Source organism: Thioalkalivibrio sp. ALE22 (assembly GCF_000381445.1).
Taxonomy (GTDB): Bacteria; Pseudomonadota; Gammaproteobacteria; order Ectothiorhodospirales; family Ectothiorhodospiraceae; genus Thioalkalivibrio.
On the sequence record NZ_KB906500.1, the window covers coordinates 1 to 17614 of the forward strand.

The following is a 17614-nucleotide window of genomic DNA, read 5'->3' on the forward strand; positions in this document are numbered from 1 at the left end:
CCACCACAAGCACATGAAGAGCACCAACATGCTCGAGCGGCTGAACGAGGAGATCCGGCGCCGGACCCGGGTGGTCCGGATCTTCCCCAACACCCACAGCTGTCTACGTCTGGTGCGGGCCCTGGCCGTCGAAATCCACGAAGGCTGGCTGGAGGACAACCGCTACCTGAACATGGATCTGCTCAAAGAACACAAGAAGATCTTGCTCCGGCAGGCCGAGGCCGCCTGAGCCATACGGACCAACCGAACATGGCCGACTCATTTCTGCACAACTTGACGCACACAACCATCAGGTGAGATCGGGCAAGCAATACGCGAGCAGCGGCTCAAGATCGGGCTGCCCCTGTGCGAGCTGGCATTCCTGACGGGCTACAGCATTCCGACCCTGCGCAGGCTTGAGCGGGGCTGCAACGGATCGCGGATCGTGACCGCCATTGATATCGCGAACGAGCTGGGCCTGGTGATCGAGGTGAGGAATGCCACCGCCGAAGATCGAGGCTGAGCGCTCCCGCCTCGAGGTTGCGCTTGCGTTGGGCATCAGCGTAACCGCCGTTGCCGAGATCGAGCGCCAGGCGCTGAGGAAGCTGGCCAGGAAGCTCAGGCAGCAGGGCAAAGCCGACGCGCTTCGCGAGCACCTGCGCAGTGTGGAGTCGGGGCCGGCTGATGGGTAGGGGCCGTCAAAGTACAAGCAAGAGCGCTCTGGGACCGTTGTGGGTGGTCACATTTTTACGTCTCCCTATCAGATTTTGAGATTCACGAATTTTGGAGCATGGCATGGCAAGCACAATTCCGAGGGAGTGCCTTCAGTGCGGAGAACATTTCATGGGGCGGCCAAACCGCATGTATTGCTCTGCCAAGTGCAAGGAACGGGCGAAGTCGATCCGCCGGCGGGTGCGACATGTCTCGGTCCAGGTGGAGCACACGTCGCGGCAGCTCGAGCTTGCAAGGCTGCATGGATCAGGTGTCGCAATCCGGTTTCAGGCCTGGCGACTTAGACAACTGAGAGGTGAACTAAAAGAGTTACAAAAAGAGGGGATCGAAGAGGTATAAAAGGGTGGACGAATTCCGAATGAATGAACCGGCTGCGAGCGTATATTGAAACCTCCGAAACACAATAAAGGCGAGTTTGTAATGTTGCGAGTGGACGAGATTTACAAGACGGCTCGGGCAAACAATTGTTCGGTGGTGAAAGCACTGCATGACGAAATGGGCGACGGCGCGGGTAATACCGTTCAGGCCCTGCGCGAGCGTCGCGAATCGTACACCTCGATGATGCGTCAAATGTTGAGCGCGGTCGAGTCGGAAAACCGGAAGTTTTCCGCCCAGGAAGAAGCCGACTGGCGAGAACTTGAGCGGAATGTCGAGCATTTGAATTCAGAGATCCGGCTGGAGCAGGTTCAGCTGGATCAGCAGGCTGAGGAGTATTGGGGCAACAAGAAAGGCCCGGCTCCCTCCGGCTGGCGCGACGCGAAAACTGGGCGCGCCGTCAACGTATACGCCCCGCAAGACCGGCTCAGTGGGTCCTCCGAGTCGGATTACTCAACAGGCGTGACCACGGGCGATGCAATCGTGAGCATGGTGACGGGGCGAGGCTCCGAGCAGGTCCGTGCGTCCCTGAGCGAGGGCACTGATTCCAGCGGCGGCTACCTGGTTCCCGAACCGCTGTCGCGCGACCTGATCGACCGGATGCGTGCGAAAACTCGCGTGATCCAGGCGGGCGCGCGCACGATTGAGATGGAAACCGAGACCCTGAGCATTGCGGGCATTGCAGATGACCCGACGCCAGCTTGGCGGCTCGAAAACAACCTGATCCAGGAATCCAATCCGACGTTCAATCGGCTGACCTTCCAGGCGCGTTGGCTCGGGGTCCTGATCAAGACCTCCCGCGAATTGATGGAGGATTCCCCGAACGCTGGCGATGCGGTGAATCGCGCGCTGGCCGGTGCTCTGGCTGCGGAGTGGGATCGGGCCGCATTGTTTGGATCGGGGGATGCTCCGGAGCCCCTGGGCCTGGTGAATACCACTGGCGTGCATGAAGTGAGCATGGGCACCGATGGCGCAGCCCTGGAGGGTTACGCGCAGATGCTCGAGGCGGTCTCGCTCACGACCTCCGATAATGCCGAGCCGCCCTCCGCGATGATCATGGCCCCGCGCACCCTGTATCAGGGTATCTCCGGGCTGACGGACACGACCGGCCAGCCGTTGGAGGCTCCGCGCGTCCTGCGGGACGTTCCGATGCTCGACACCAGCGGTGTTCCGATCGATGAAGAGCAGGGGCAGGCGACCAATGCGTCCCGGATCGTGATTGGCGACTTCAGTCATCTGCTGCTGGGTGTTCGTTCGTCTGTGCGGATCGAGATCCTGCGCGAGGTGTTCGGACAGAATCACCAGCTCGGCATCGTCGCCTGGATTCGTGCAGATGTTCAGGTGGCACACCCGAAGGCGTTTGCGCAGGTGAAGGGCATCATTCCGGCCTAATACAAGGCGCGCTCCGGTGCCTGATGGGGTCAGCCGGCGGTGCCCCGAATAACACCGGCAGCCGGGCCCTCCTCTTCTCCTCTTTTGAGGGGGGTGACCTGGCGGCGGACTCAGCGCGCGGATTAAGCACCCGCGCGCCCGTCCTTTAATGCAAATGATGGGTACGTCAGAACAATTTAGGAGTGACGAATGAGCCAGGGCGTTGAGGACATTCTTGTCCGCATCGACGCGCAGACGGAGAGCCTGCGCCGGGAGTTGCGACGTGCCGACCAGGCCGTAGACCGCACCTCCAGCACCATGCGCAACCGCCTGCGACGGATCGACCGGGCCATGCGCAACTCCATCCGCGTCATGGCCCGCTATGGCGCGGCGGCTGCAGCAGCCGGGGCGGCGCTGGCCGTCCACCAGACACGCGCGGGCATGCAATTTATCAACGCCCAGGCTGATTTGGCTGAATCGCTGGACGCGACGATCGACGGACTTCGTGGTGTCCAGATCGCGGCTGAGGACGTCGGACTGGCCAAGGAGCAGGCGGGCAACCAGATCCTGCAGATGAACGCCCGGCTGGGTGAGGCGGCCCGGGGCACGGGGCAGGCCCGCGAAGCCCTCGAACGGCTGGGCCTGTCTGCACAAGACTTGATGAACCTGGACGTCGACGAGCGCATGGCGCGCATCGCGGACCGCGTTCAGGAAATGGGCATGAACTCCGCGCAGGCGCAGGACGCGCTTCGCCAGCTCGGTGTCCGCAACCGCGAGATGGCCCGGCTGATGACCCAGGGCGGTGACGCGATCCGTGCCGCGCGCCTTGAGGTCGACGAGTTCGGCCTGTCCGTGTCGGCAGTGGACGCGGCTGCTATCCAGCGCGCCAACCAGGCCATGCAACGGGTGAGTCGCACGACCGAGGTTCTACAGAACCAGCTCGCGATTGCCGCGGCTCCGTTCCTCGAGCACCTGGCCAACGAGCTCAACAGCCTGACGAAGGAGTCCCAGGGCTTCCGCGACGAGATCACGCACGCGATCGAGCAATCGATGCGCGCGTTCGGCCACCTGGCGAACACCATCGAAGGCGTCCGGCGAACGTTCGAGGTTCTGGGGCGGGGTGCGGCGCTTGTGTCGCTGAAGATGCAGCACGATCTATGGTCCCTGTCGGATACCATCGTGAACGGCCCCATCCGGCAGCTCAACGCGCTTCTGGACCTCTACAACCGCGTCCCCGGGATCGACATCGCCCCGCTCCAGGGCGGCTGGATAGGCCAAAACATCCGGGCCAATATGGAGATGACGGCCCGGGCGATCGAGGAGGGCCGGCAGGATATCCACGACATCCTGATGCGCCCGATGCCCTCGTCCGCGATCGAGGAGCGCATCGAAGAGATCCGCGAGCTTGCACAGCGTGTGCCCATCTCCGAGCCGCCCCCGGGCTGGGACCCGGGCCCCGATGGTGCCGGAAGCGGTGCCGCGGCCGGTGGCGATCACTTCCTGTCTTCCGTGCTCCAGCAGAACCTGGACGCGATCAACCGCCAGCGCGATGCGTTCCAGGAGCTCGCGGAGGCCGGTCGGCGTGTCTACGAGAACACGCGCACCCCGCTGGAACAGCTCAACACCGAGATGGCCCGTCTGGACGAGCTGCTGGACGCCGGCGTGATCAGCTGGGACACCTACGCTCGCGCCGTGTTCGACGCGGAAGAGCGCCTGGGTGGGATGTCCGAAAAGACCCGAGAGGAAATGTCCAAGATGGACGAGTACAGCCGTCAGGCGGCTCGGTCCATGCAGCAGAACCTGTCGCAGTTCCTGTTCGACCCTTGGCAGGAAGGGCTCGACGGCATGCTTCGCGGATTTGGCGAGATGCTTCAGCGCATGATCGCGGATGCCGTAGCGGCGGATCTGATGAACAAAATTACCGGGGGTGGTGGCGGCGGGAATGCCGCTGGATTGTTCCAGGGCGTCATGGGCTTGTTTGGCGCGTCGTTCGCCGGGGGCGGCTACACCGGCAATTCCCCGCGCGTGGGCGGCGTCGACGGCAAGGGCGGCTTCCCGGCCATCCTCCATCCGCGCGAGACCGTGATTGACCACACGCGCGCTTCTCGGCAGGTGGACTCCGCGCCGGCCATGCCGCAGGTGAATCAGAACATCATCGTTCAGGGTCGGCCGGATAGTCGCACCGCCAACCAGATCGCAGGCGAGTCGGCCCGCAAGCAGAGGCAGGTACAGGCGAGGTACGGCGCCTGATCCTAGCGGCATGCCACAAAAAAGCCCGGCGCAAGGCCGGGCGTGGTGTCGATGACGGTTCCGTTTACGTCCCGATGCCGTTCTGCAGCGCGGCCACCGTCTTCTTGGTCATGTCGAAACTCTCGGACACCAGATCCCACAGCGGGATATCGGGGTTGTCCTGTTCGCCTTCGACGATGATCTTCGTGCAAAGCGAGCGCATGGAGTCGATCCGGCGGATGGTATCGTCCGCCAGTTCGCTGAGCTCCTGGGCGGTCATTGGGGTGTTTTCGGCCATGGTCTGTCTCCTGTGGTCTGTGAAACGGGCGATCACCGCAGGCTGCGGCGTTCCTCAATCGAGAGCGGGGCCCTTTCATCCGTCCAGCGGGCGACGTAGGCGCCGGACTCGCGACGATCCCTCAGCGCGGCCTTGGCCTGGTCTCGCGTGGGAAATGGCCCGGCCACGATATCACCGAGCAAACGGCGCCCATCGGGCAAGTCGCGATCCTGGACCACGTAGAAGCGGTCGAACTCGGGCGGGGTTCTGGCGAAGGTCTGCAAGATATCCAGGTTCTCGCGATACGCCTGGTATTCGCGGCGGGCTTCGGGGGTATCGGTGTGGCCGTAGTGATCGGCCCATTCGTGGAAGCTGTACATGGTCTTTCTCCTGTCGTTAGGAACAGGGAAGACCGGGTGTGACGATCCGGTGACCGGCTACCGATCCGACTCCCGAGCGTGTCGGTAAGTCGTTGAAAAATTGGAGCCGGCGACAGGAGTCGAACCTGCGACCCTCTGATTACAAATCAGATGCTCTACCAACTGAGCTACACCGGCCTGGTGTCGGGGAGTCGTGCGCCCCGGGCGGGCCCTGGCGGAGGGCCCGAGAAAATGATGGTGCCGGGAGCGAGAATCGAACTCGCACTCTGTTGCCAGAACCGGATTTTGAGTCCGGCGCGTCTACCAGTTCCGCCATCCCGGCTTGTGGGGTGCCGGAGAGATGCCGATGGGTCGGCGTCTCCCCGCGGCACACGGATGTGCCGTCGGAATCGCCCTCAACGGGGGTGGATTCCAAAGCAGGCTGCAAAACGCGTTTGCAGCGCTGCGCGCGCTGAAAAAGCCAGGTCGACTTTGTTCAGCGCGACCGTAGTGTAGCGCAGGTTTCCCGCGGCAGAAACGGGCTTCGCGGGCCGGGGCATGCCGCGCCGCGCTGGCGTGGCGCGTGGTAGCATCGCGCGCCATGCGTGTTGCCGACTTTGATTACGAGCTCCCGCCGGAGCTGATTGCCCAGTATCCGCTGCCGGACCGTGTGGGGTCGCGCCTGCTGGTGCTGGAGGACGAGCGCCCGCGGGATGCCGGGTTTGCGGAGATCGAGAACCTGCTGCGCCCGGGCGATCTGCTCGTGCTGAACGACACCCGAGTGATACCGGCGCGAGTATTCGGGCAGAAGGAGAGCGGGGGCCAGGTCGAGGTGCTGGTCGAACGCATCGAATCGACCGGGCAGGTGCTGGCCATGGTTCGGGCCAGCCGGGCGCCAAAGGTGGGAACCCGCCTGCGGCTCGCGGATGCTTTCACGGTCGAGGTGACCGGGCGCGAGGGGCCGTTCTTCCGGCTGGTTCTGGTGGAGGCCGGGGACGTGCTGGCTCTGTTGCGCACGCACGGCCATGTGCCACTGCCGCCGTATATCGAGCGGGCTGACGAGGCCCATGACGCGGATCGCTACCAGACGGTGTTCGCCCGCCGCGAGGGTGCGGTCGCCGCCCCCACCGCGGGGCTGCATTTTGACGACGCGCTGCTCGCGCGGCTGCGGGAGGCGGGGGTGGAGACGGCGACGGTGACCCTGCATGTGGGGGCCGGGACCTTCCAGCCAGTCAAGGTGGAGGACACCGCCGCGCACGAGATGCATGCGGAGTGGCTGGAGGTCTCGCCCGAGGCCTGCGCCGCCGTGGCGGCGTGCAAGGCCCGCGGCGGGCGTGTGGTGGCAGTGGGCACGACGTGCGTGCGCTCGCTGGAGACCGCAGCGGCCGGGGGAGCGCTTGAGCCGTTCCAGGGCGAGACCCGGCTGTTCATCCAGCCGGGTTACACGTTCCGCGTGGTGGACCGGATGGTGACCAATTTTCATCTGCCACAGAGCACGCTGCTGATGCTGGTGGCGGCGTTCGCCGGTTATCACCGGATCCTGGATGCCTACGCCCATGCGGTCGCGCGGCGGTACCGGTTCTTCAGTTACGGCGATGCGATGTGGCTGGCGCCGGGGCGGGCCGATGACCTCCCGCCCAGCCTGAGCGCCGATACCGGAGGCCCTGATGGAGTTTGAAAACCTGGCCGCCGACGGCCCGGCGCGGCGCGGCCGCCTGCATTTTCCGCGCGGGACGGTCGAGACGCCGGCCTTCATGCCGGTAGGGACCTACGGCACGGTCAAGGCGATGACTCCGGAAGAGCTGCGCGAGCTTGGGGCGGAGATCATCCTTGGCAATACTTTCCACCTGATGCTGCGCCCGGGCACGGAGGTGATCCGGGCGCATGGCGATCTGCACGACTTCATGCACTGGGAGGGACCGATCCTGACCGATTCCGGGGGATTCCAGGTCTTTTCGCTGGCCGAGATGCGCAAGATCTCGGAGGAGGGGGTGCGTTTCCAGTCGCCGGTGGATGGCTCGAAGGTGCTGATGACGCCGGAGTCGTCGATGCAGGTGCAGCGCGAGCTGGGCTCGGACATCGTGATGATCTTCGACGAGTGCACGCCGTATCCCGCCTCGGAGGACGAGGCACGCCAGTCCATGGAGCTGTCGCTGCGCTGGGCGGCACGTTCCCGCGCGGCGCACGGCGACAACCCGGCGGCCCTGTTCGGGATTGTGCAGGGCGGGATGTATCCGGAGCTGCGCCGGGAATCGGCGGAAGGCCTGCAGGCGATCGGCTTTGACGGCTACGCGATCGGGGGGTTGTCGGTGGGCGAGCCGGAGGACGAGCGGCTGCAGACCCTGGACGTGACCCTGCCGCTGTTGCCGCCGGATCGCCCACGCTACCTGATGGGCGTGGGACGCCCGGAGGATATCGTCGAGGCAGTGCGTCGCGGCGTGGACATGTTTGACTGCGTGATGCCCACCCGCAACGCGCGCAACGGTTTTCTGTACACCCGCGAGGGCGTGCTGCGCATTCGCAATGCCCGTTTTCGCGAGGATACCGGGCCGATTGACCCGGAATGTGGCTGCTACACCTGTCGTCACTATTCGCGTGCCTATCTCAAGCATCTCGACAAGTGCAACGAGATCCTCGGCTCGCGCCTGGCGACCACCCATAATCTGCATTACTACCAGGACCTGATGCGCGGAATGCGCGAGGCAATCGCGGCGGGGACGCTCGATGCGTTCGTCGCCGATTTCTATGCGCGGCGCGGCATGGCCGTCCCGCCTGTGCCATAATCCGCGCGTTATTTTTCGTGCCGTCCGGCTGCGGTTTTCGCGGCGGGGCGGGGCTCGACCCGAACCGACAGACGGAGTGTTTCGATGGACTTTCTGATTTCTGCAGCGCATGCCCAGGAAGGCGGAGCCGCCGGCGGCGGCATGATCGAGTTCCTGATCATGATCGTCATTTTCTTCGCGATCATGTACTTCCTGATCATCCGCCCGCAGAGCAAGCGCGCCAAGGAACATCGCAACATGGTCGAGGCGCTCTCCAAGGGCGACGAGATCGTCACCAACGGCGGTGTGGCCGGCAAGATCACCGAGGTCAGCGACGACTTCATCAAGGTTGATATCGCCGATGGCGTAAACGTGGCCGTGCAGAAGCAGTCGGTCGCCTCCGTGATGCCCAAGGGCACGCTCAAAGACCTTTAAACCCCGCCCTTCAGGGTCTCCGAATATGCGCAATTCCTATCCGGCGTGGCTGTACGCCCTGATCGTCGTGGTCGTTCTGGGTGCGGGGCTGTACGCCGCGCCCAACCTGTTTCCGGAGGACCCCTCGGTCCAGATCGGGAATCCGATGACCGGCGAGATCGACGAGAACATCCGGGACCTCATGGGCACCATCCTGGGTGCCCAGGGGGTGACGCCGAAGCAGGTCGAGGAGCAGGACGACGGCCAGATATTGCTGCGCTTCGAGACCACCGACGAGCAGTCGGCCGCCGCCGAGATTCTGCGCAACGCCCTGGACGACAACCATACGGTGGCCCTGAACCTGGCCCCGGCCACGCCGAACTGGCTGCGGGCGATCAATGGCCAGCCGATGGCTCTGGGCCTCGACCTGCGCGGCGGGGTGCACTTCCTGATGGAGGTGGATCTGGAGGCGGTGATCGGCACGGCGATGGAGCGCTACGCGAACGAGTTGCGCGGGCGCATGCGCGACGAGCGTCTGTCCTTTGACACGATCGAACGCAGCTCCAGCGACCTCACCGTGATGTTCGGCAACGAGGCGAACTATGAAGCGGCCGAAAGCTGGCTGACCCGCGAGTACCGCGGCGAACTGGAGTGGGACGTCCGCGGCTCCGGCGACTCCATCCGCATGGTGGCCACTCTGGACGACGACCATCTGACCGAACTGCGGCGGCAGGCCCTGCAGCAGAATATCTCGACCCTGCGTTCGCGCGTGGACGAACTGGGCGTGGCCGAGCCGATCATTGCCCAGCAGGGCGAGAACCGCATCGTCGTGCAGCTTCCGGGCGTGCAGGATACCGCCCGGGCCAAGGAGGTGCTGGGTGCGACGGCGACGCTGGAGTTCCGTCTGGTCTCGGAATCCGGGGACCCGATGGAGGCGGCGGAATCCGGCCGTGCGCCATCCGGCACGCGTCTGTATCGCGAGCGTGACGGGACGCCGGTGCTGCTGCAGCGCCAGGTCATGCTGACCGGTGACTACATCACCGACGCCTCTTCCGGCATTGCGCAGGACACCGGTGGGCCGGCCGTTTTCATCAACCTGGATGGCCAGGGGGCGCGGATCTTCTCGCGGGTGACCTCGGACAACGTGGGGCGTCTGATGGCCTCGGTGTTCATCGAGACGACGACCGAGACGGTGGAGGAAAATGGTGAGCAGGTCCTGCGGACCTCGCGCAGCGAAGAGGTGATCAACGTTGCGCGCATCAACGAACCGCTGGGCCGGCGCTTCCAGATCTCCGGGCTCGACAGCACCCGCGAGGCGCGCAACCTCGCGCTGCTGCTGCGGGCCGGGGCGCTGGCCGCGCCGATGTCCATCGTGGAAGAACGCACGGTCGGGCCAAGCCTGGGGCAGGAGAACATCGACCGCGGCATGCAGTCGGTGGTGATCGGCTTTATCGCGGTGATGATCTTCATGATCCTCTATTACCGCGTGTTCGGCCTGATCGCGAACGTGGCACTGGCCCTGAACCTTATCTTCATCGTGTCGGTGCTCTCGATGCTGCAGGCGACCCTTACCTTGCCGGGGATCGCGGGGATCGTGCTGACGGTCGGTATGGCGGTGGACGCCAACGTGCTGATCTTCGAGCGCATACGCGAGGAGATCCGCAACGGGTTGTCGCCACAGGCGGCGATCTCCTCCGGCTATGATCGGGCCTTCACGACCATCGCGGACGCCAACGTGACGACGCTGATTGCGGCCCTGGTGCTGTTCCTGTTCGGGACCGGTCCGATCAAGGGCTTCGCGATCACGCTGTCGATCGGGATCATCGCGTCGATGTTTACCGCGATCATCGTGACCCGCGCCATCGTCAATCTGACCTACGGGCGCCAGCGCCGGCTGACGCGCCTGGCCATCTGAGCGCCGGGAGACCCGCATGCTTCCGCATCTGAATTTCGCCGAATCGAATATCGATTTCCTGGGCAAGCGCAAGATCACGATCGCCATCTCGCTGATCCTGATCCTGGCTTCCATCGCCATGCTGGCAACCCGCGGCCTGAACTTCGGGATCGACTTTACCGGGGGCACCCTGGTGGAAGTCGGCTATCCCGAGGCGGTCGAGCTGGATCCGATCCGCGAGACCCTCGCGGCCGGTGGCTTTGCCGGGGCCCAGGTGCAGACCTTCGGGACCTCGCGCGATGTCCTGATTCGTCTGCCGCCAAGCGAGGACGACGACGATCCGGCCATGCTGTCCAACCGCGTGCTGAACACGCTGCAGGATGGTGGACCGCAGGAGCCGGACCTGCGCCGGGTAGAGTTTGTCGGCCCGGCGGTTGGGGAGGAGCTGCGCGAGCAGGGCGGCCTGGCGATGATCTATGCCCTGGCGGGCATCCTGATCTACGTGGCGGTTCGCTTCGAGTGGCGGTTCTCCATCGGTTCGGTGCTGGCGCTGGTGCACGATGTGTTGATCACCCTGGGCATCTTTTCGTTGCTGCAGCTGGAGTTCGACCTGGGCGTGCTGGCGGCGGTACTGGCGGTGATTGGCTACTCGCTGAATGACACCATCGTCGTGTATGACCGAATACGCGAGAACTTCCGGGTGCTGCGCAAGCAGGGTACCGAGCAGGTGATGAATAACGCGGTCAACAAGACCCTGGCGCGTACCATCGTCACCAGTATGACAACCCTGCTGGTGCTGTTCTCGCTCGCGTTCCTCGGTGGGGCTGCACTGCAGAACTTCTCGATCGCCCTGATCATCGGGGTGATTGTGGGGACCTACTCGTCCATCTTCATCGCGGCGACGGCGGCCTTGATGCTGGGCGTTGACCGTCAGGTCCTGCTGCCGGTGAAGAAGGAAGGGGCGGAAGAAGACCAGACGCCCTGATCCGAGTGGTTCGGGCAGCAATCCGGTTCAGGCCGAGCACGGCTGGGCCATGAAAAAACGCCCGGGGCCGAGAGGCTGCCGGGCGTTTTTCGTGGTGAGGCTTGTGTCCCGTTCAGAAGGACAGGGCGTTCTGCACGATCCGTTCGACCAGTTCGTTGACGTCGCGCAGGGCCTCTGCGGAAGCCTTGTCACCGATCTCCGGAACGCGCTGATATCCCACGTAGATGGTGCCGGGCTCATCCGTGAGCTCGTAGATCGCAATGACGTAGGGGCAGAACGTGATGTTATGCGGGTCCGCATCCATGGTCGCGCGCGAGTAGGTGGCGCTGCAGAAGTCCACGGACATGCCGTTCAGGTACAGGCCTTCGCCACTTTCCTGGTCGGCGGTGCGGTCCAGCATGTCGGCAATGTAGCCACGATTGTTGATCACCAGTCCCTCGGCGGCGATGGCGTCCTCGATCATCTCGTAGTAGAAGTCGAACTCGCCCTCGACGCTGTACACCACGCGTTCCTGGGTCTCGATCACGGTCTCGGGGCCGAATGCGTGCGCGGTGCTGGTGGCGAAGCCGACGCCAAGCCCGAGGGTGATGGCGAGGGCCGAGGTCCGCAATGCGCGTGTTACGGGGTTGGTCGTTTTCATGGTTCCTTCCTCAGGTAGCGGGTTCGAAGGCTGGATGAGCGAGGGCGGGTGTCGCCGCCAACGCCCCTCGGGGCGGCCGGCACCGCGTTTTCCGGGATGCCGGGTTCAGTCGAAGAAATGACCGGCAAACCGGGTTCGAGGGGCCCAGTAGGGGTTGTCCAGTTGCTCGATACGCACCTGGCCCCGGGAGCTGGGTGCATGTACGAAACGTCCGTCTCCCACGTAGACCCCGACGTGATCGATTTGACTCCCGTTGATCGCGAAGAACACGACGTCACCCGGCGCCGGGGCGCCGTCGCGCCGCGTGGCGGCCCGGGCCTGGTCGCGAGTGGTGCGCGGCACGCTGCGACCGGCCTCGCGGTAGGCGCGCTGCACCAGGGCGGAACAGTCGAGTCCGGAGGCGTCGGTTCCCCCGTAGCGATAGGGCGTGTCCAGGTGCCCGAGGGCCGTGAGGACGACCTCCGAGCGCTCCAGACCGGCCTCGGGTGCGGGACTCATCGGCCCCTGCGGCAGCGGCTGGGGGGTGGCGATGGTGGTGGCGGTCTCCGTGCCGCGCGGCTCGGGGCCGGCGCTGCAGGCCGCGAGGAACAGCAGGCCGCTGCCCACCAGAGCGAGGGGCAGGAAGCGCGGGACGGTGTTAGAAAAGATCGCGTTCGGCATAGCGGTCGGGGACAGTGAAGAGCTCGGGACTCAGGTCGTCGGTGGAGATGCCCGCGAGGCGAGTGGTCACGCCGTCGTGTTCGCTGACCTCCAGGGGGATGCCATCCACGCGCGGCAGCAGGGACGCGCCCATCTGCGAGGCCATCGGGCCACCGGCCTCGAGGGCGCTGAGGGACAGCTCATACAGGCGATCCATCAGGGCGCCCAGGGTGGCGAAGTCGTGTTCCTCCAATCCCAGACGGGCCGGGTCCGACACGCAGACCGTACTCTGCACCTGACCATCGATCAGGACCTCGTGCTCGTCACAGACGAAATCGCCGATCTCGCGCTGCTCGCCGGTGGTCCGGGTGCTGATTTCGGCATCGAAGCCTTCCGCGCCGATGCCCAGTTGCGATTCCAGTTGCTGGCGCACCTCCGGCGGAAGCTGCTCCATCTGGCGACGCAGATCGCTGACCATATCGGTCATCGCGCGCATTTGCTGGTCCATAACCTCGCGGGTCAGCGGGGTGTAGGTCTGTTCGGTGTCGTCCACGACGGTCAGCTGGTCGTTGGTGGCGTCGAACAACATATAGCCGGAGGTGCCGCTGATCGCCTCGTTCAGCTCCATGCGAACGATGTCACCGCGCACCAGGATCTGGCTCTCCAGCCCCTCGTCGTCCACATAGTGGAGCAGGGCATCGGCCTGGGCCGCAGAGCCCAGCGCCAGCAGCCCGCAGGCGGCGAGCGGTGCAAGGGCCTGGCGGAGGCGGTCGAACGGGCCAGTACGGCAACGATGCATGGGGGTGTCTCCGGTTTCCGGGCGGACTGTGGTGCTCGTGGGCCTCATTGTAGCGCGTTGCTCAGGTTGCGACGGGCTGGAGCAGGCGGTGCGCGAGGGCATCGGGGTCGAGCGGTGCATCCGGGGCGACCTCGATGCAGCCTTCGGCATCGGTCGGCCATTCCTGTTGGGGCTGCTGCTGTTGCATGACCTCGATACCGGCATCCGAGGCGTCGGTGCCCGCGCGAGCGCGGCGCTCCAGGCGCTCGCGCAAAACGTCTTCGCGCGCCTGGCAGGCGACCACGGCGAACCCGGCCGCATGGCGCCGGGCCAGGGCCTGGAACGGAGCACGTTGCTCGCGGGTGAGGAAGGTGGCATCCACGACGACGGTCAGTCCGAGCGACAGCAGGCGTTCCGCGCGCTGCAACAGGTGTTCGTAGATCCGGGCGCGCCCGGCGGCGCTGTAGTCCACCGGCTCCTCCATCCGCTTGCGCTCGATGTCGGAGCGCAGCCGGATCGCCCCCAGGGCCTCCAGCACCTGGGTACTGACGACGGTCTTGCCACTGCCGGAGACGCCGTGCATCAGGACGAGGCGCGGCGAGCCAGCCTCGGTCAACCGGTCCGCGAGGGCGAGGTAGCGACTCATCTCCGCCCGGTGGGCCGCTTGTTCATCGGACGGCAGCTGGGGCTCGGCTCCGTGTATGCCCTGGACCTTGGCCCGGATCAGGGCACGGTAGACCTGGTACAGCGGCAGCAGGGCAAGACCATCGAAGTCTTCGCGCCCCTCGAGATAGGCATTCAGCAGCCGCCAGGCATGGGCGCGGGAGCGGCGGGCCAGGAGATCCATGGTGGTGAAGGCGATCTCGGACATCACGTCGATCCAGCGCAGGGCGGGATCGAATTCGATGGCGTCGAAGGCGACCGGGACCTCGTCGCCATCCTCGTCCGTGACGTAGACCAGGTTCCCGAGGTGCAGGTCACCATGGCCGTGGCGCACGAACCCGGCATCATGACGTTCCTGAAGAAAGGGCCACAGCCGATTGATTTCCGTTCGAGTCCATTGTTTCAGGCGCTCGAGGCGCGCCCGATCCGAGGCGCCGGTGACCGATTCGGAGAGGGCCGGGAAGTTGTCCAGCATGGGCTGGGTCGCGGCCTCGGCGGTCCCGTACTCGGATTGAGCATCGGTCCGCTCGGTGCGCTCATGGAAGGCCGCGATGTAGTGACCGAGCGCATCCATGGCCGCCGTGGGGAGCCGGTCCCGCTCCAGTAGTCGGTCGAGCTGGCGCTCGCGGTCGAAGCGGCGCATGCGCACGGCATAGTCGAGCACGGGGCCGGCGCCATTGATGACCGGATGCGCGTCGTCACCATTGAGGGTCACGACCTCCCGATAGAGCTGGGGCGCCAGGCGGCGGTTAATCTCCAGCTCGGTCTCGCAGTAATGGCGGCGGGCGTCCAGCGTGGTGAAGTCGAGAAAGCCGAGATCCAGCGGTTTCTTGAACTTGTAGGCCTCGTCGCCGGCGAGGATCACGGTGGAGATATGGGTCTCGATGGTCCGAACCGCTCTGGTGTCCGGCAGGGGCGTCGGGAAGCCGTTGCCCTGGACCAGTTGGCGCAGGCGTTTCTGGTGCTGTTCCAGTTCGGTCATGGGGGCTCCGCTTGGAGGTTCAGGCGGGCGAGCGTCGGCGCCGGATGTTTTTCCCGGAATCGCCGGGCATGCACCCGTTTTTGCTTGTCGGTCAGGTTACCATTGCAGCCGTTCCGGTCACGTCGCCCCCCAGCCAGTCCATGCCACGAAAGAGCCACCAGCGTCCCCGTCATCGAAACGCGCCCCGCAGGGGGCGGGTCCGGCGCCTGCTGGGCGCGGGGGGCTGGACCCTGGCCGGCCTGCTGCTGGCCGCCGTGGGGGTCGGGGGGCTCTATGTCCATCATCTGGACCGCGAGATCCGCGAACGGTTCGAGGGCCAGCGCTGGGCATTGCCCGCCCGGGTGTATGCGCGGCCGCTGGAGCTGTATGCCGGCCGCCCGCTGACGGCGGATGCGCTGGAGATGGAGCTGCGCGCGCTGAACTACCGCGAGACGCCGGAGGGTTCGGGCCCGGGCGAGTTTCACGTCAGCGGCGGTACCGTGCGGCTGACCACCCGGCCGTTCACGTTTGGGGACGGACCGGAGCCGGCCCATTCGGTACGCGTGCGCCTGGCGAACGGCCGGGTGCAGTCGGTGGCGGAGCAGTCCGGGGGCCGCAATGTGGACCTGATGCGGGTGGAGCCGTTGCTGATTGGCAGCATCTATCCGACCCATGGTGAGGATCGCATCCTGGTCGATATCGACGAGGTACCGCGCGAGCTGATCGGGGCGCTGCTGGCGATCGAGGACCGGCGGTTCATGTCGCATCGCGGGATTGATCCGGTGGGCATCGGGCGCGCGGCGGTCGCCAACCTGCGTGCCGGGCGCACGGTCCAGGGGGGCAGCACGCTGACCCAGCAGCTGGTCAAGAACTTCTACCTGACGCGCGAGCAGACGCTGAGCCGCAAGCTGAATGAAGCGGTGATGGCCCTGTTGCTGGAACACCGCTACGACAAGCGGGAGATCCTCGAGGCGTATCTGAACGAGGTGTTCCTCGGGCAGACCGGCGAGCGGGCGATCCATGGCTTTGGCCAGGCGGCCCAGTTCTACTATCAGCGTCCATTGAACGAACTGCGCCTGGATCAGCTGGCGTTGCTGGTCGGTCTGGCGCGGGGAGCGAGTTATTACGATCCGCGCCGCTTCCCGGAGCGGGCCACGCAGCGCCGCGACCGGGTCCTGGAGGCGATGGCGGAGACCGGTCTGGCGAGTCGCGAGCGCGTGGATCGGGCCCTGGCAACCGCACTTGATGTCTCCCCGGTAATGCCGGAGGGGCGCAGCCGTTTCCCGGCCTTTCTCGACCTGGTGCGGCGTGAGCTGCGGGCCGACTACGCGGACGAGGATCTGCGCAGCGAGGGCCTGCGGATCTTCACGACCATGGATCCGGTGGTGCAGATGCGGCTGGAGGACCGCCTGGTGCGGGGCGTGGACGAGCTGGTCCGGAGCCGCGGGGGCGGTTCCGACCTCGACAGCCTTCAGGCCGCGGCGGTCGTGACCGATCCGCAGGCGGGCGAAGTGCTGGGGGTGGTGGGGGATCGCAACCCGCGCTATCCCGGGTACAACCGGGCCGTGGAGGCCCAGCGCCAGGTGGGGTCGGTGATCAAGCCGTTCGTCTATCTCGCGGCCCTGACCAACCCGAATCGTTACACCCTGGCGACCCTCCTGGATGACAGCCCGCTGACCCTGCAGCTGCCGCACGGGGAGCCCTGGACGCCGCGCAATTTCGATCGCGAGAACCGGGGGACGGTCACGGCCTGGGAGGCCCTGGTGCAGTCCTACAACGTGGCGACCGTCCGCCTGGCGGAGGAGATCGGTATTTCCCAGGTGGTCAACCTGCTGCAGACGCTGGGGCTGCAGCGGACGCCGACCCCGTTGCCTTCGCTGGCGCTGGGCGCGATCGAGCTGTCACCGCTGGAGGTGGCCGGGCTCTACCAGGCGCTGGCGAACGGCGGCTACGCGACGGGTACCCGGGTGATCCGGGATGTCCTGGACCAGAACGACGAAGTCCTGTCCCACTACGGCCTGTCGCTCCAGGGGGCGGTGTCGGATGGTTCCGTGCGCGTCCTGACCCATGCCCTGCACGACGTGACTCGCGAGGGGACCGGGCGGCGGATCGCGGCGCGGCTGAACGGTCAGGTGGTGGCTGGCAAGACCGGTACCACGAACAACTTTCGGGACAGCTGGTTCGCCGGCTTCGATGATCGGCATGTGGCGGTGGTCTGGCTGGGGATGGACGACAATCGCCCGACTGGACTCACCGGTGGCGTCTCCGCCGCGCCGGTCTGGGCGGAGATCATGGCCGGGGTGGGCGTGCACTCTCTGCGGCTGGAAGGCCACCCCGGCGTGGACTATCAGGAGGTGGACCTGGCCTCCGGCCTGCGGGTGGAAAACGAGGACCATGCCTGCGAGGCGGTGAAGACGCTGCCGTTCTGGCAGAATTCGGGGCCCGAAGGGCGCGCCGAGTGCGACCTGGGCAGTGATTCCGGCTCGCAGGGCTGGTTCGAGAGGTTATTTCGTTGAAGATGTTCCGTATTGCAGAGGACCGGTCCCGGAAGCCGCG

Annotated in this window: 16 protein-coding genes and 2 tRNA genes; 10 read left to right on the forward strand and 8 right to left on the reverse strand. The window is 65.6% G+C overall.

What is annotated here, in order from left to right; all coding sequences use genetic code 11:
* The 4 genes from F793_RS13310 to F793_RS0101670 all read left to right on the forward strand — a co-directional run.
* A partial coding sequence (locus tag F793_RS13310) for a transposase (protein ID WP_026280900.1) occupies window positions 1–229 on the forward strand: 229 nt, incomplete at its 5' end.
* 247 nt (window positions 230–476) lie between these two features.
* The gene (locus F793_RS0101660; RefSeq protein ID WP_018882169.1) at window positions 477–671 is read left to right on the forward strand and encodes a hypothetical protein; all 195 of its coding nucleotides are present in this window, start codon (window positions 477–479) and stop codon (window positions 669–671) included.
* A gap of 460 nt (window positions 672–1131) precedes the next feature.
* Window positions 1132–2478 carry a phage major capsid protein gene (locus F793_RS0101665; RefSeq protein ID WP_231366522.1) on the forward strand — a complete coding sequence of 449 codons (1347 nt, stop codon included), beginning with the start codon at window positions 1132–1134 and terminating at the stop codon, window positions 2476–2478.
* A 189-nt stretch (window positions 2479–2667) separates the two neighbouring features.
* Window positions 2668–4707: a hypothetical protein gene (locus tag F793_RS0101670; RefSeq protein WP_018882167.1), complete on the forward strand. Its 2040-nt coding sequence runs from the start codon at window positions 2668–2670 to the stop codon at window positions 4705–4707.
* 64 nt (window positions 4708–4771) lie between these two features.
* On the opposite strand, the gene F793_RS0101675 is transcribed toward F793_RS0101670, so the two are convergent.
* The 4 genes from F793_RS0101675 to F793_RS0101690 all read right to left on the reverse strand — a co-directional run bounded on the left by F793_RS0101675 (window position 4772) and on the right by F793_RS0101690 (window position 5665).
* Window positions 4772–4984, reverse strand: a complete 213-nt coding sequence (locus F793_RS0101675; RefSeq protein ID WP_018882166.1) for a hypothetical protein — start codon at window positions 4982–4984, stop codon at window positions 4772–4774.
* A gap of 32 nt (window positions 4985–5016) precedes the next feature.
* Complete coding sequence (locus F793_RS0101680) at window positions 5017–5343, reverse strand: hypothetical protein (protein ID WP_018882165.1); 327 nt, start codon at window positions 5341–5343, stop codon at window positions 5017–5019.
* 101 nt (window positions 5344–5444) lie between these two features.
* Window positions 5445–5520 (reverse strand) — tRNA-Thr (locus F793_RS0101685).
* Window positions 5521–5578: 58 nt separating this feature from the next.
* A tRNA-Leu gene (locus F793_RS0101690) sits at window positions 5579–5665 on the reverse strand.
* Between the two features lie 258 nt (window positions 5666–5923).
* Here F793_RS0101690 and queA point away from each other — a divergent pair.
* The 5 genes from queA (at window position 5924) to secF (ending at window position 11377) form a co-directional block, all read left to right on the forward strand.
* Complete coding sequence (gene queA, locus F793_RS0101695) at window positions 5924–7000, forward strand: tRNA preQ1(34) S-adenosylmethionine ribosyltransferase-isomerase QueA (RefSeq protein ID WP_018882164.1); 1077 nt, start codon at window positions 5924–5926, stop codon at window positions 6998–7000.
* A complete protein-coding gene (gene tgt, locus F793_RS0101700; protein ID WP_018882163.1) occupies window positions 6990–8105 on the forward strand; it encodes a tRNA guanosine(34) transglycosylase Tgt in 1116 nt (371 codons plus the stop codon). Before queA ends, tgt begins: the two co-directional genes overlap by 11 nt.
* Window positions 8106–8189: 84 nt before the next feature.
* Window positions 8190–8519 carry a preprotein translocase subunit YajC gene (gene yajC, locus F793_RS0101705; protein WP_018867385.1) on the forward strand — a complete coding sequence of 110 codons (330 nt, stop codon included), beginning with the start codon at window positions 8190–8192 and terminating at the stop codon, window positions 8517–8519.
* A gap of 25 nt (window positions 8520–8544) precedes the next feature.
* Window positions 8545–10413 carry a protein translocase subunit SecD gene (secD, locus tag F793_RS0101710; protein WP_018867386.1) on the forward strand — a complete coding sequence of 623 codons (1869 nt, stop codon included), beginning with the start codon at window positions 8545–8547 and terminating at the stop codon, window positions 10411–10413.
* Between the two features lie 16 nt (window positions 10414–10429).
* Window positions 10430–11377: a protein translocase subunit SecF gene (gene secF / locus F793_RS0101715; protein WP_018877766.1), complete on the forward strand. Its 948-nt coding sequence runs from the start codon at window positions 10430–10432 to the stop codon at window positions 11375–11377.
* A gap of 112 nt (window positions 11378–11489) precedes the next feature.
* On the opposite strand, the gene F793_RS0101720 is transcribed toward secF, so the two are convergent.
* From F793_RS0101720 to F793_RS0101735, 4 genes are all read right to left on the reverse strand, one after another.
* Window positions 11490–12017 (reverse strand): DUF302 domain-containing protein, encoded by a 528-nt coding sequence (locus tag F793_RS0101720; protein WP_026280425.1) that lies wholly within the window; start codon window positions 12015–12017, stop codon window positions 11490–11492.
* A gap of 105 nt (window positions 12018–12122) precedes the next feature.
* Entirely contained in the window at window positions 12123–12677 is a 555-nt protein-coding gene (locus F793_RS0101725) for a C40 family peptidase (RefSeq protein WP_018875364.1), read from the reverse strand.
* Entirely contained in the window at window positions 12655–13455 is an 801-nt protein-coding gene (locus F793_RS0101730) for a hypothetical protein (protein WP_018875365.1), read from the reverse strand. Before F793_RS0101730 ends, F793_RS0101725 begins: the two co-directional genes overlap by 23 nt.
* A 61-nt stretch (window positions 13456–13516) precedes the next feature.
* Window positions 13517–15079 (reverse strand): bifunctional aminoglycoside phosphotransferase/ATP-binding protein, encoded by a 1563-nt coding sequence (locus F793_RS0101735; RefSeq protein WP_018882162.1) that lies wholly within the window; start codon window positions 15077–15079, stop codon window positions 13517–13519.
* A gap of 140 nt (window positions 15080–15219) precedes the next feature.
* Between F793_RS0101735 and mrcB the strand changes: the two genes are divergently transcribed.
* Complete coding sequence (mrcB, locus tag F793_RS0101740; protein WP_018882161.1) at window positions 15220–17574, forward strand: penicillin-binding protein 1B; 2355 nt, start codon at window positions 15220–15222, stop codon at window positions 17572–17574.
* Window positions 17575–17614: the final 40 nt, after the last annotated feature.